The 14,205-nt window shown below is 49.2% G+C and carries 16 protein-coding genes; 15 read left to right on the top strand and 1 reads right to left on the bottom strand.

Annotated elements, in window-relative coordinates:
• Position 1 precedes the first annotated feature (1 nt).
• From KNO69_RS10085 to KNO69_RS10060, 6 genes are all read left to right on the top strand, one after another.
• Positions 2 to 835, top strand: coding sequence for a sugar ABC transporter permease (locus KNO69_RS10085; RefSeq protein ID WP_015880984.1), 834 nt, complete (start codon positions 2 to 4; stop codon positions 833 to 835).
• Between the two features lie 23 nt (positions 836 to 858).
• The gene (locus KNO69_RS10080; RefSeq protein WP_214689326.1) at positions 859 to 2,361 is read left to right on the top strand and encodes an alpha-amylase family glycosyl hydrolase; all 1,503 of its coding nucleotides are present in this window, start codon (positions 859 to 861) and stop codon (positions 2,359 to 2,361) included.
• A 55-nt stretch (positions 2,362 to 2,416) separates the two neighbouring features.
• The gene (locus KNO69_RS10075; RefSeq protein ID WP_015880986.1) at positions 2,417 to 3,475 is read left to right on the top strand and encodes a LacI family DNA-binding transcriptional regulator; all 1,059 of its coding nucleotides are present in this window, start codon (positions 2,417 to 2,419) and stop codon (positions 3,473 to 3,475) included.
• A gap of 121 nt (positions 3,476 to 3,596) precedes the next feature.
• The gene (locus tag KNO69_RS10070; RefSeq protein WP_214811618.1) at positions 3,597 to 4,016 is read left to right on the top strand and encodes a YflT domain-containing protein; all 420 of its coding nucleotides are present in this window, start codon (positions 3,597 to 3,599) and stop codon (positions 4,014 to 4,016) included.
• 208 nt (positions 4,017 to 4,224) lie between these two features.
• A complete protein-coding gene (locus tag KNO69_RS10065) occupies positions 4,225 to 6,522 on the top strand; it encodes a glycoside hydrolase family 65 protein (RefSeq protein ID WP_214817619.1) in 2,298 nt (765 codons plus the stop codon).
• A 146-nt stretch (positions 6,523 to 6,668) separates the two neighbouring features.
• Positions 6,669 to 7,517 (top strand): YitT family protein, encoded by an 849-nt coding sequence (locus tag KNO69_RS10060; RefSeq protein ID WP_031421243.1) that lies wholly within the window; start codon positions 6,669 to 6,671, stop codon positions 7,515 to 7,517.
• A 49-nt stretch (positions 7,518 to 7,566) separates the two neighbouring features.
• Here the strand turns inward: KNO69_RS10060 and KNO69_RS10055 are convergent, their stop codons facing one another.
• Positions 7,567 to 8,379 carry a Cof-type HAD-IIB family hydrolase gene (locus tag KNO69_RS10055; protein WP_214685871.1) on the bottom strand — a complete coding sequence of 271 codons (813 nt, stop codon included), beginning with the start codon at positions 8,377 to 8,379 and terminating at the stop codon, positions 7,567 to 7,569.
• Between the two features lie 162 nt (positions 8,380 to 8,541).
• On the opposite strand from KNO69_RS10055, the gene KNO69_RS10050 reads away from it, so the two are divergent.
• The 9 genes from KNO69_RS10050 (at position 8,542) to yqeK (ending at position 14,205) form a co-directional block, all read left to right on the top strand.
• On the top strand, positions 8,542 to 8,736 hold the full coding sequence (locus tag KNO69_RS10050; RefSeq protein ID WP_015880991.1) for a YjzD family protein: 195 nt from the start codon (positions 8,542 to 8,544) through the stop codon (positions 8,734 to 8,736).
• 74 nt (positions 8,737 to 8,810) lie between these two features.
• Positions 8,811 to 9,233, top strand: a complete 423-nt coding sequence (locus tag KNO69_RS10045; protein ID WP_214782266.1) for a thioredoxin family protein — start codon at positions 8,811 to 8,813, stop codon at positions 9,231 to 9,233.
• A complete protein-coding gene (locus KNO69_RS10040) occupies positions 9,230 to 10,009 on the top strand; it encodes a phosphatidylserine decarboxylase (RefSeq protein WP_214817617.1) in 780 nt (259 codons plus the stop codon). Before KNO69_RS10045 ends, KNO69_RS10040 begins: the two co-directional genes overlap by 4 nt.
• Before the next feature lie 125 nt (positions 10,010 to 10,134).
• Complete coding sequence (locus KNO69_RS10035) at positions 10,135 to 10,761, top strand: YqeG family HAD IIIA-type phosphatase (protein ID WP_015880994.1); 627 nt, start codon at positions 10,135 to 10,137, stop codon at positions 10,759 to 10,761.
• 133 nt (positions 10,762 to 10,894) lie between these two features.
• Entirely contained in the window at positions 10,895 to 12,007 is a 1,113-nt protein-coding gene (yqeH, locus tag KNO69_RS10030) for a ribosome biogenesis GTPase YqeH (RefSeq protein WP_015880995.1), read from the top strand.
• Positions 12,004 to 12,789: a shikimate dehydrogenase gene (gene aroE / locus KNO69_RS10025; RefSeq protein ID WP_159561904.1), complete on the top strand. Its 786-nt coding sequence runs from the start codon at positions 12,004 to 12,006 to the stop codon at positions 12,787 to 12,789. Before yqeH ends, aroE begins: the two co-directional genes overlap by 4 nt.
• A gap of 6 nt (positions 12,790 to 12,795) precedes the next feature.
• Positions 12,796 to 13,092, top strand: coding sequence for a ribosome assembly RNA-binding protein YhbY (gene yhbY / locus KNO69_RS10020; RefSeq protein ID WP_015880997.1), 297 nt, complete (start codon positions 12,796 to 12,798; stop codon positions 13,090 to 13,092).
• A complete protein-coding gene (locus tag KNO69_RS10015) occupies positions 13,089 to 13,658 on the top strand; it encodes a nicotinate-nucleotide adenylyltransferase (protein ID WP_078146460.1) in 570 nt (189 codons plus the stop codon). The genes yhbY and KNO69_RS10015 overlap by 4 nt, the downstream gene beginning before the upstream one ends.
• Entirely contained in the window at positions 13,648 to 14,205 is a 558-nt protein-coding gene (gene yqeK / locus KNO69_RS10010) for a bis(5'-nucleosyl)-tetraphosphatase (symmetrical) YqeK (protein ID WP_078146461.1), read from the top strand. Before KNO69_RS10015 ends, yqeK begins: the two co-directional genes overlap by 11 nt.

Genomic DNA, 14,205 nt, shown 5'->3' with positions numbered 1-14,205 from the left:
TATGAAAAAACAAAAACGAATCAATTTGGCGATCTCGTATGTCATCTTGACGCTTGCGTCGATCATCATTCTCTATCCGATGCTTTGGGTTGTCGGTACATCGTTCAACCCGGGGCGTACGATTACGTCAACGATTATTCCGTCGAACCCGACGTTTATTCACTACAAAAACTTGTTTGACCTAACGATTTCGGATTATAGTTTATGGTATGTGAACACGTTGAAAATCGCTTTCATCACGATGGCACTCTCTGTCGTCTTGGTGACGATTACCGGATACGTCTTCTCACGTTACCGCTTCGTCGGACGGAAGAACTCGCTCGTCTTGTTCCTCGTCCTTCAGATGGTGCCACAGTTCGTTGCGATCATCGCGATTTATGTATTGCTCAACATGCTAAACCTTCTTGACACACATACAGCGCTCATCTTGCTCTATGCGGGTGGTGCGATTCCGATGAACACGTACTTGGCGAAAGGGTACTTCGACACGATTCCAAAAGAACTTGACGAAGCAGCCCGCATGGATGGTGCCGGTCACCTCCGAATCTTCTGGCAAATCATCTTGCCGCTCGCGAAGCCGATTGTCGCAACGATTGCTCTCTTTAACTTCATGGGACCATTCAACGACTTTATCTTGGCATCGCTCGTCCTTCGTTCACCAGAGAAACAAACATTGGCAGTTGGCCTTTACAACATGATTTCGAAACAGTTTGATAATAACTTCACGTTATTCGCGGCAGGTGCGGTTCTTTCGGCCCTTCCAATCGTCATCTTGTTCTTCATGTTCCAACGCTACTTCGTTTCTGGCCTCACAGCGGGTGGTACGAAAGGATAATACTCGTAAAAGGAGGAAGCGATATGAGGCGAGGCGTCGTGCTCGTGCTCCTGTCGCTTCTTTTGTTTCCGACCGTCGTCGGAGCAAAGGAAGCCGCTACTTGGGAACAAGAACGCATGTATTTTATTATGGTCGACCGATTTGTTGACGGGAATCCCGACAACAATGAACAGGTGGACAAAGATGATCCGAAAGCGTTTCACGGAGGTGATATCCGTGGGGTCATTGAGAAGCTCGATTATATCGAATCACTCGGCTTCACATCGATTTGGTTGACACCCGTTTTTGAAAATATGCCGGACGGCTATCACGGGTATTGGATTAAAGATTTTTATAACATCGACCCACAGTTTGGGACGAAAGAGGATTTACAGGAACTCGTTCAGGAAGCGCACAAGCGAGACATGAAAGTCATTCTCGACTTTGTCGTCAACCACGTCGGTCCGAACCACCCATGGGTTAAAGAAAAGCCGGAATGGTTTCACGAACAGTTACCGATTGTATTCTGGAAAGACCAGGAGCAGGTCGAGACGCACTGGTTGTTCGACTTACCTGACTTCAAAACAGAGGATCCGGAAGTCAAATCGTATTTGATTGACGCGGCGAAGTACTGGATCGAAGAGACGGACATCGACGGCTATCGCCTCGATACGGTTCGTCACGTCGATAAAGCGTTCTGGAAAGACTTTGTCGAAGGTGTGCGGTCGGTCGACCCAGACTTCTATTTACTCGCCGAAGTGTTCGACCCAGACCCGCAATACGTCGCGCAATATGACGATCTCGGGTTCAACAGCATCACAAACTTTACGTTTTATGACCGGGTGTCGAAAACGATGACGCAACAGCAAGCGAACGTCGATGAGATTGACGTTGCCGCAAGCTATGCCGAAACGTTCTTCAACGACCCGAACCAGATGGCGACGTTCCTCGATAATCACGATGTCGAACGCTTCATGCATATGGCGGAACTCGGCGGTGTGGAATCAGCGGAACGACGATTACGCCTCGGGTTGTTCGCGCTTTATGCGTCACCTGGTATGCCGATCGTCTTCCAAGGAACAGAAAATGCGCAGACCGGTGGAACCGACCCGGCGAACCGTGTCATGACGGAATTCCCGGGAAATGAAGAGTTGCACGAATACGTCGCGACGATGAACCGCATGCGGGAAGAATATCCGGTCTTTGCGACAGGAGAGCAGCGCATGATCGCCTCAGAAGACGGGATGGCCGTCTTCGAACGGAAAGACGGAGATGACGTCGCGCTCTATGCGATCAACATGAATCGTGACGATCGGGAGATTGAGATCGATGTCAGTGAAATCGGGGAAGATACGAGACTTCGTGGTCTCTTATTCTCACAACTGGTCACAGATCAGCGCGGAACGTTTACAATTGAACTGTCTGGTGAAAGTGCGAACGCTTACATCGTTGAGGAATCTTCGGTCAATCCGTGGATGATGGGCTTGCTCGTCGTTACGATTCCGATTTTCTTGACTGGTTTGGTCATGTGGAAGCGCCGCAAATAAAGACATGAAACGCCGCAAGGCACGAATCGAACTCACGGAAGCAGGGGGGAACACCATGCAAATCACAATCAAAGATGTGGCGAAGCACGCGAACGTCGCGCCGTCGACAGTCTCTCGCGTCATCGCCAACAGCCCAAGAATCAGTCAAAAGACAAAAGAACGGGTCAGAAGTTCCATGGAAGAGCTCGGGTATCATCCGAACATTCATGCGAGAAGTCTCGCTAACCGCTCGACGCAGTCGATTGGTCTCGTTATGCCGAGCGCGGCAACAAAGACGCTTCAAAACCCGTTCTTCCCGGAAGTGCTACGAGGAATTAGCACGAAGGCGCACCAGAATGGATACTCGCTTTATATGACGACCGGCGTGACAGAAGAAGAAGTTTTGTCCGGTGTGATCGAGATGGTACAAGGACGCCGTGTCGACGGTGTCATCGTTCTTTATTCACGTGAAGACGACCAAGTCGTCCAATACTTACGTCAAACGAAGTTTCCGTTCGTCGTGGTCGGGAAGCCGTTCGGGGACGCTTCTTCCATCACTTACGTCGATACGGACAACTATTTGGCTGGTCGTGAAGTGACGAAACATCTTTATAACTTAGGTCATCGTCGCATCGCCTTCATCGGGGGATCGGATAAACTCGCCGTCACACAAGATCGTCGAAACGGGTACGCGACGGCCCTCATGGAAGCAGGCATCCCGGTATGCGAAGATTACATCGCCCGGGCTGAATTCATGACGAAGGGCGGCGCGAAGGCCGTGCGTGAACTGTTACAAAATGAGGAACCACCGACAGCCGTCGTTGTCAGTGACGATATGATGGCACTCGGCGTCATCAGCACATTAAGCGAGATGGGGCTCAAAATCCCAGAGGACGTCGCGGTCGTCAGTTTCAATAACGTGTATATCGCGGAACATTCGAACCCGCCACTCACGTCGGTCGAAATTAACATCTTCGGTCTCGGTTTCGAGGCGACGAACTGTTTGATCGAACAAATCAGTGATAATGCACCCCCTTATGGGAAGCGTGTCATTGTGCCACATTATCTGGTCGTCCGCCAATCATGTGGGCAGAAGAAGAGTAAAGCGACCGAAACATTAGAATCGAATTCTTGATTGACCAGACGATTTCGCCAGAGCGGAGTCGTCTTTTGCATATCCTTTTGATTGAAGCCTCATGAAGTAGGGAACATCTTTTTCGAAGAAATCGAAATCGAAATCGAAAGGATGGATAGAGATGAGTGAAAGACGATTTGTCGGAACATTCGATACGAAAGAAAGTCTACTGTCTAAAATCAATGAGCTGAAAGAAGGCGGCTATGATGAAGGGGAACTATTTGTCGTGACGGAGCGGGATGAAGTCGTTCACGTTCTTAAACGAGAGACGAACCTAAACGTAGAAGAAGGTGACACATCCTGGTTAGACAACCTCAACGAAGGGGGAAGCGAGGATCGGGATACGAAACAGGCGCTGACCGATTTAGGGATCGCGGACGACGAAATCGAACGGGCGCATGCTTCAATCAAGCAAGGGGGATACGCGCTCGTCATCGACGAACCCGATACCGGATTCAATGATGGGCGAAGTGCGGTATTCGAGGGACACGAAGCGAATGCGGCATTTGGTGAGAATCCGGAAAATGGACAGAAAAATTGATTGAAACCGTCTCAATTTGAGGCGGTTTTTTTAATTGTAAATTGTGATGAAAAAAAGAAATAAAAAGTTTTATGCAAACGATTGCATTCTCGTTTCAGTTGTGTAAAATGAAAGGTGAGATTAAATACAGCGCTTTCATAGACAAACGGTTGCATGAACTAGTTGTCCGTCGAAGGTAGCCTTGTAGAGAAAAAGGAGTGGCAGACAGATGAAACGATTGTTTGCAGTCGATGAATGGAAAGTAACAGAGGAAGGTCTTCACCCGAAAGAGAACCGCCTTGCAGAATCCATCACATCGCTCGGGAACGGGCATATGGGGATGCGAGGGAACTTTGAGGAAGATTACTCGAATGATACGCACCAAGGATTCTACGTGGCGGGCGTCTACTATCCGGATAAAACACGTGTCGGTTGGTGGAAGAACGGATACCCTGAATACTTTGCCAAAGTGTTGAATGCGACAAACGTCATCGGTCTCCGCGTGGTCATCAATGGGACACCGGTCGACTTGGCGAAATGGGAAGTGAAAGATTTCACCCGTGAGCTCGATATGCAACGTGGTGTTCTCACACGGACGTTCACCTTGATGAACGGGACAGAAGAGACGAAAGTGGAAGTCGTCCGCTTCTTCTCAATCGTAGATAAAGAAATCTTGGCCATTCGTTACAACGTCACACCAGTCAACTACGAAGCAAAAATTGAGTTCACGCCATATTTAGATGGTGATGTCGTCAACGAAGACTCGAACTACGATGAGAAGTTCTGGCTTCCGGTCGACCGTGGTGTGGAAGAGCGTTTCGCTTTCGTTACGACGAAGACGAAGAAACTCGACTGGCATGTCACGGCATCGATGATCGCGGACGTCGAAGGCGCTCGTTGTGAAGTGCTTGAAGCGACAGATTTGTTCGTTGCCAATAAATTCACGGTCAACGCAGCTGCTGGTGAGACAGCGACAGCCTACAAATATGTGTCGGTCGTCACGAACCGCGACCACGAGATTGAAGCATTGCAGTCAGCTGGGATGACACGTGTCGAAGCGGCGTTCGAAAAAGGATTTGAGACACTTCTCGCTGAACAGACGGAAGCATGGCTCGCACGCTGGGAAGATGCGGATGTTCGTATCGATGGAGACATCGAAGCTCAACAAGGAATCCGTTTCAACATCTTCAACATGTATCAAACATATACAGGTGAAGACTCACGTCTTAACATCGGTCCAAAAGGATTCACAGGTGAGAAGTACGGCGGTGCGACGTATTGGGATACTGAAGCCTACTGCCTGCACTTCTATTTGGCGACAGCCAAACCAGAAGTCTCATGGAACTTGCTCAAGTACCGTCACAACCAATTGCCACAGGCGAAAGAGAATGCTGTGAAGAATGTCGGTATGGAAGGTGCGCTTTATCCGATGGTCACAATGAACGGGGAAGAGTGTCACAACGAGTGGGAAATCACGCATGAAGAGATTCACCGTAACGGTGCGATTGCCCATGCGATCTTCAACTACACGAACTTCACAGGCGACAAGTCGTACCTTGGACAATACGGATTGGAAGTATTGGTCGAGATCTCGCGTTACTGGGCTAGCCGCGTCAACTTTGTCCCGCACAAAGACGTGTATATGATCCTAGGCGTCACAGGTCCGAACGAATATGACAACAACGTCAACAACAACTGGTATACGAACTTGATCGCCGCATGGACGCTCGAATATACGCAAGAAGTGTACAACTACTTGAAAGAGGCAGAACCTGCACGTCTCGAAGAGCTCGTATCGACACTCGGCATCACGGATGCTGAACTTGCGAAGTGGGCAGACATCCAAACGAAGATGTACTATCCAAAAGATGATCTCGTTCCAGATGTGTTCATGCAACAGGACGGATTCATGGATAAAGAGCAGATTTTGGTGAAAGACCTCGATCCGAAACATCTTCCACTCAACCAAAACTGGTCATGGGATCGCATCCTTCGCTCGAACTTTATCAAACAAGCTGACGTCCTCCAAGGACTCTATACGTTCGGTGACCGCTTCACGGTCGAACAGAAACGTGCAAACTTTGACTTCTACGAGCCACGCACGGTTCACGAATCGAGCTTGTCACCATGTGTCTACTCGATCATTGCGGCAGAAGTCGGTTATGAAGACAAAGCGGTCGAATTGTACCAACGTTCGGCGCGCCTTGACCTCGACAACTATAACAATGACACGGAAGACGGATTGCACATCACGTCGATGGTCGGTTCGTGGATGTCCATCGTTCATGGATTCGCCGGAATGCGCATTCAAGAGGATAAACTCTCGTTCAGCCCGATGACTCCGAAAGATTGGAACGGTTACTCGTTCAACATGCTCTGGCGCGGCCATCACTTGACGGTCACATCATCACGTGAACAAGTGACAATCAAGCAAACAAGTGGTACAGATGTGACCATCCATGTATATGGAAATGCAGTGACAGTTCCTGCAAACGAGTCGATTACAATTGAAACAGTGAAAGCGTGACCAATCGTTTCATACGAACAAGCCGACCTCGGTCGGCTTGTTTTTGTGTGAAAAACTTATCGGATTTCCTGCATATTTGCTGTATGCAGCATGAATAATCTATGTTATCTTGATTCTTAGCTATTTTGAGAAAGGGGAGTTGAAGCTTGACGGAAGCCGTTAAAGAACATACACGAATCGGGGTTGTCTCGATCATCGGAGGATTGTTCGTTGCCTTATCCATGACATTATTTTTAATTCCAGCTGGCGTCTATTCGACAGGATTTACGGGTCTTGCCCAAATCTTGACGAAATTGTTAGAGGGTACACCGCTTGAACTAGGGGAAGGACTCTGGTTCTTTATTCTGAACGCACCACTGCTCGTCGTCAGTTATTTTATGCTCGGGCGGAACATGATGATCCATACGCTGGTCAGTGTCGCCTCGGTCACGTTGTTCATTCGTTTGCTTCCGCAATCGCAGCTTCTCTCGGACGATCCGCTCTTGAACGCCGTATTCGGCGGTGTGCTTTTGGCAATCGGTTCGGGCATCACGATCCGGTACGGAGCCTCGACAGGTGGCTTTGACATCGTCGCATTGATTCTCGCGAAATTCACGAACAACTCGGTTGGGGTCTATCTCTTCTTGATGAACATGATGATCGCCCTCGCAGCAGGTGCCTTGTTCGGATGGCCGACAGCGCTCTACACGATCGTCTTCTTGTATGTGACGTCAAAAGTTATCGATGAGATTTATACAAATACACAGCGTCAAACACTCTTCATCGTGACGAATCACCCGGACGAGGTGACAAAGGAACTTCATCAACACGTGTTCCGCGGGATCACGCTCATGCCGGCAATCGGGACATACTCGAAAGTCGAGAAGGCGACGCTCATGATGGTCGCGCAACGACACGAGGTGCGTGAGATTACGCGAATCTGTAAAGATGCAGACCCATCGGTTTGGATCAATATCTTGCCGACAGAGGACGTCGAAGGGACGTTCCGTCGCTAAACATGAATGAATCACAAAAAGCACCGACTTTTCTAAGTCGGTGCTTTCGTTATGCCTTAATGCCAAGTCGCTCTTCTAAGAAGAGGGCGATTCCGTCATCCATATTTGAAGCCGTCACTTCGTTGGCTACATTCTTCAATTGGTCGATGGCGTTCCCCATCGCGACACCGGTACCGACATAGTCGAGCATCTCGAGGTCGTTCTCTTCGTCACCGAAGGCGATAATGTGCTTCCGGTCAATGTTCAAGTGCTTCGAGACCTCTTGAAGCCCAAGTGCCTTCGATGTGTTTTTGCTCATGACTTCAATCATATGTTCGGGCATACGCCACTGACGGTTCAATACCGCCTCCGCATGAATGTCGTCGAGTTGGGTGCGGACGTGCTCGACGTGATCTTTTGTCGCATGAATCAATAGGGACGTCGGTTCGTCCTGCAAGTGTTTCAACAAGTTACCTGATGTGACGCTGAGCGCACGTTCTGCATACGGACTATAGAACTCTTGCGGGTCCTTTTGGAAGTACACGTGGTCCGTCACTTCGACGACGATGTTGTGTGCTTTCGTATCCGCCACTTCTTCAATGATGTCATGGGCGGTCTTGAGCGGGATTGGGCGGTGTGTCACCGCGTAATTCGCATCTTTTGGGTGATGTACGAGCGCCCCGTTGAAGTTGACGAGTGGTGTCGTCAATCCCATTTGCTCATAGTACATGATCGAATGGCGCTTTGGACGTCCTGTGGCGATCATGACTTCATGACCAGCTTCACGCGCCGCTTGAAGAGCGCGGAGGTTTCGTTCGCTGATTGTTTTATCATCTCTTAATAACGTTCCATCTAAATCGACTGCGATTAAATAACGTGACATCAGTCATCCTCTTTTCTTCACAATGATGTTTCTACGACCGTATCACATTTTTCGATTCGACGGAAAGAATATATAATCGAAGTCGCATATTCTATTCGAACAATGCTATACTAATGTCGTATGAATTTTTACGAATCATCTGTGAGATGGAGGGGACGTTCAATGCGTTATTTAGTGACATTGATCTGGGCGATTGTGCTCTCGAATACAGCGGTATTTATCATTTCTGCCGTTGATGGTGTAGAGTTCAACGCGATGCTCGCGACAGGATTTGGCGTGGCCATCACAATCTTCGTTGCAATTCTCGATGTCTTGAATCAAGACATGGGAATCAGCGACGTTGCACAAGAGAAGTAAGCCGTCTACAATCAAACTGACTCGTGCATGAGTCAGTCTTTTTTCTTTATCCAACATAGAGGAGGATCTCACATATGAAAAACCCTGAAAAACGCGCGAATTTTATCACGTTCGCCATTATCGGTGCGATTATCGTCATCGGAATCGGTTTGTTGTACTTTTTAAATGGAAACAATACTGACGATGGTGTCAACGCCGTCACAGCAGATGAATTGCAACAACAATTAGACCAAGATGGTGAAGTCGTCGCTTACTTCTGGCAAACGGGCTGTGAATACTGTGAGCAAGTGAAGCCTTATGTCGAGCCTCTCATCGAAGAATATGATGCGGTCTCGATCAACTTGTCCGACCATAACGTATGGACGACGTATGGGATTGAAGGCACGCCGACTATCATCCGATTTGAAGATGGACAAGAGGTCGGTCGAATTGAAGGAGTCGTCTCTGAACAACAATACGAGACGTTCTTTAAAAATGAGGAGGCCAAAGAGGAATGAAGCGTCGTTTCTACCAAACGTTATTTGAGCTGAACGCCTCGCCTTGGATCGCCACACGCCTCAAGCGTTTCGCAGAATCAGATGTGAGTCGTCACTTGATTCCATCTTTTGCAAAAGTATATGACATTGCGGTAGAAGAGGCAGAGCAACCGCTTGCTGCCTATTCATCATTGCATGCGTTCTTTACCCGTCGCTTGAAGCCGGGAGCACGTACGATTGATGAGTCGTCCGATACCCTCGTATCACCGTGTGATGGCAAGCTATCGGTCATCGAATCGATTTCAGAAGACAGTCGTTTCGAGGTGAAAGATCAGTCGTATACGCTTGCGGAGTTGCTCGGTTCTCAACAAGAAGCAAGACGTTATGCAGGTGGGACAGTCGTCGTTCTCTACCTCAGTCCGCGCGATTATCACCGCGTCCACACACCGCTCTCTGGTCGTGTGCTCAGTCACTATGAGCTCGGGGACCGTTCGGCACCGGTGAATGAAATCGGATTGACGGAGACGGTTCGACCGCTCTCACGCAACTACCGTCGCGTGACGCGCTTTGACAGCCCAGCCGGAACGTACGAACATATCATGGTCGGTGCCTTGAACGTCAACACGATTGAGTGGACGCTCGAAGGAGACCAGGCGGGCAAAGGAGAAGAGGTGGGATACTTCTCGTTCGGTTCGACCGTCGTCCTTTGTTTTGAGAAGGATACGATTCAAATGGACCGTGAAAAGATCGGTCCGGTTCGACTCGGTGAAGTCATCGGGACAATCAAATCCAACTAATTTTGTGTCAATTTTCTTCCGACCGAACGATAGACTAGTCGTTTGGTCGGTTTTCGTTTACCATAGAAGGGATATCAATACTTGTATAAGTAGTTGAATCGTTTAGCTAATTGGAGGAATTTTACGTGTTTAATCGACTTTATCCGAAACAGTTCGTCGCGTCTGTGTTTGACATCGACCTACAAGAATTGAAAGACCGTGGGGTGCGCGTCATTTTGACGGACCTTGATAATACACTCGTGGCGTGGGACGTCCCACATGCGCCAGAGCTTTTATTGATGTGGCTTGAAAAAGTGAAATCATACGGTTTCGATGTGATTGTCGTATCAAATAATAACGAGAATCGTGTACGAACATTTACGGAGCCGCTCGGCCTTCATTATGTCGCTCGTGCTAGAAAACCATTACCATCTGGATTTAAAGCGGCACTCTCGAAATATGGGTACTCGCCGAAGGAAGCCATCTTCTTAGGGGACCAGCTGTTCACAGACGTTCTCGGGGCAAACATGGCGGGCATTCATGTCATTCATGTGCAACCGGTCGTCAAAACGGACGGACTCGTCACGAAATTTAACCGGATGCTTGAAAAAGTGGTCTTCGCACATATGAAGCGTCGTGGGAAGTATGTATTGATCACGAAAAAAGTGGAAGAACTTGCCGTTGACGCACAACGGGCAAAAGTCGCGGTCGCTGAAAAAATCGGTGAGGCCATGCATCCACGTTCCGAAGATTCACATAAAAAAGATGAATAAGACCTCGAACGCACAGGAAGAAGGAGGCTGCCCATGTACGGCGAGCAAGGCGTCGGAATTAACGCTTCAGGAGTAGCAGCGAGGTGCTACGGTGAATGAAGAAGGGGAAACCTGAACGGCAGTAAGTATAACTATGGAAGAAACAAAACGATATTGCGCTGGGTGCGGCGTAGCCATCCAAACGGAAGACCCGAACGGGGTCGGCTATGCACCGAAATCGGCACTTGACCGTGAGATTGTCATTTGCCAACGTTGCTTCAAATTGAAGCACTATAACCAAGTTCAAGATGTGGAGTTATCAGATGATGACTTCTTGCGCATCTTGAACGGTATCAGTTCAAAAGAAGCACTCGTTATCAAAATCGTCGACATTTTCGACTTCAATGGCAGTTGGCTTCCGGGTCTTCAACGCTCAGTCGGGTCGAACCCGGTACTGTTAGTCGGAAACAAGGTCGACTTGTTACCGAAGTCGGTCAACCCGAACCGGATGGCGAACTGGATGAAGGCAGAGGCAAAAGAACTCGGCTTGAACCCAATCGACGTTCATTTGATCAGTGCGAAAAAAGGACATGGCATCGATGAACTCGCTGAAAAGATTGAGTACTACCGAAAAGGCAAAGACGTCTTTGTCGTCGGTTGTACGAATGTCGGGAAGTCGACACTCATCAACCAGGTGATCAAACGTTTCGGTGAAGAGGATGAAGCCATCATCACCGTCAGTCATTTCCCGGGAACGACGCTTGACTTGATCGACATTCCGCTCGACGATGATGCGAACTTGTACGACACACCAGGAATCATCAACCGTCATCAAATGGCACACTATGTCGATGCGAAAGATTTGAAGACGATCACACCGAAGAAAGAAATCAAGCCGCACGTGTTCCAGTTGAATCCGCAACAGACGCTCTATTTCGGCGGATTGGCACGTTTAGATTATCTTGAAGGAAATAAGCGATCGTTCGTCATTTATATGTCGAATGAATTGAAAGCACACCGTACGAAACTCGAACGTGCCGATGAGCTCTATGACCAACATATTGGGAAGATGCTCAACCCGCCGAATGAGAAGACACTCGAAATCTTACCGCCACTCGTCCGTCATGAGTTCAGCTTACGAGACGGCGTGAAAACGGATATCGTGTTCAGTGGTCTCGGTTGGGTCGCGATTCACGGAAAAGGTGGTCGTATCGCAGCATGGGCTCCAAAAGGCGTCGCAGTCACACTTCGCGAGGCGCTCGTATGAATCTGGCCGTCATCGGTCACCCGATTGCTCATTCGCTCTCTCCCCAACTGCACGAGCAGTGGTTGAGGGCGTCTGGGCTTTTCGGGCGTTATGAGGCCATCGATGCCACACCAGATCAACTCCCAGCCTTATTTGCGGCAATGCGAGAAGGGGACTGGGATGGATTCAATGTCACGATTCCCTATAAAGAGGTGGTCGTTCGGTATCTCGATGACCTTGACGAAGCGGCGAAACATGCTGGAGCCGTCAATACGGTGTATAAACGAGACGGGCGACTTATCGGGACGAATACGGACGGGGCAGGTCTTGTCCAAGCGCTGATGCCATACACAGACTTTACAGGGCGTGTCCTGATTGTCGGTGCCGGAGGAGCGGCTCGTGGGATTGTCCAAGCTCTCCCGACGCGTGACGTGACGATTGTCAATCGAACAGTGGAACGGGCAAAAGCGCTCGCCGACACGTTCGGAGTCGTCTACACGACGTTCGATGAGATGGACGTCTCTCGATATGATGTCATCATTCAGACCACTTCTGTCGGGATGGACGAGAGATCGACACCACTTTCATTAGAAGGATTACGACAAAACACGGTCGTTTGTGATATCATATATCGTCCACTTGTCACCCCGATGCTTCAAGAAGCGAAACGTCGCGGAGCCAAAGTTGTGACAGGTGTAGCCATGTTCGTCGGGCAGGGCGCGCTCTCGTTCGAGAAATGGACGGGCGTGAAACCGGACGAAACCGTTGGGAAAAAGTTAATCGAAGGATTATTGGAGGAATAATATACTATGTTATCAGGTAAACAAAAACGCTTTTTACGCGCAGAAGCGCACCATCTTTCACCGATCTATCAAGTTGGGAAAAATGGAGTCAGCGAAGCGATGTGTAAAGATATCGCGGACGCACTCGAAAAACGTGAATTGATTAAGGTCCAAGTACTTCAAAACTGCATGGACACGCCGAAAGATGTCGCTGGCGAGTTAGCTGAAGGCACACAGGCTGAAGTCGTTCAAGTGATTGGAAAAGTCATCGTCTTGTACAAAGAGGCGACCGAGAAAGAAAATCGCCAAATCAAACTCCCATGAGCCGGATCGGCTTGATGGGCGGAACGTTCGACCCGCCGCATCTCGGACATCTGTTAATCGCGGAACAAGCGCGTGAACAGCTTGAACTTGATGAGGTGTGGTTCCTGCCGGCTGCGATTCCACCTCATAAGGTCGGGTTCAGCTCGGCAGACCACCGAATCGAGATGACGCGACGCGCCATACAAAATCAGTCCGACTTCAAGTTGAACTTGATTGAGTTTGAACGGAGTGAGCCGTCTTATACGGTCGAGACGATGAAACGGCTGATCGAACAGTATCCGAATGATGAATTCTACTTTTTGATTGGTGCCGATTCACTCGTTTCGCTCGAATCCTGGTATGACTATGAGACGCTCATCCGTCTTGTCACGTTCGGTGCGGTCGCACGGCCGGGGACACGTTATTTGATTCCGGAGAAGGCAGACGTCCGCGCGATTGACATGCCGCAACTCGAAATCTCATCGACGGACATCCGGGAACGGGCGAAACGAGGCAAATCCATCAAATATCTTGTCCCGACGCCAGTCGAGGAGTATGTGAAGGAGCATAAGTTGTATGACGTTTGAAGAAGCGCACGAGTTGATTAAACAGACGCTGCCAGAAAAACGCTATATCCATACGCTCGGTGTCGTCGAGACGGCGGAACGCATGGCGGTTCAATTCGGTGAAGAGGTCGAACATGCTCGTATTGCTGCGATGCTTCATGATTATGCGAAGTACTTTGACGTCGAAGAAATGCGTCGAGTCGTCGTGGAAGAAGGGTTAGACCCGAATCTACTTGAGTACGGGGACGAACTACTTCATGCGCCGGTCGGTGCGATTCTACTTTCCCGTCAATACGACCTGGATGACGCGGTGCTCTCGGCGATTCGGAATCATACGACGGGAGAGCCCGGGATGTCTCGGCTCGACCAAATTCTGTTCGTGGCTGATGCCATCGAACCGAATCGGGATTATCCCGGCGTCGACCGGTTGCGGGCAGAAGTGGAGCGTTCGCTCGAAGCGGCGGTTGTCGCGACACTGAAACAAACGATTGAATTTTTATTGAAGAAGTCGGTGCGTATTTTTCCACTGACGATTGAAACGTATAACGATTTTGTGAATATACCTTAG

Origin of the sequence: Exiguobacterium sp. s131 (assembly GCF_018617345.1) — a bacterium.
Lineage (GTDB): Bacteria > Bacillota > Bacilli > Exiguobacteriales > Exiguobacteriaceae > Exiguobacterium > Exiguobacterium profundum.
The sequence above is the reverse complement of the archived record's forward strand: the minus strand, read 5'-3'. Positions and strand labels throughout refer to the sequence as shown.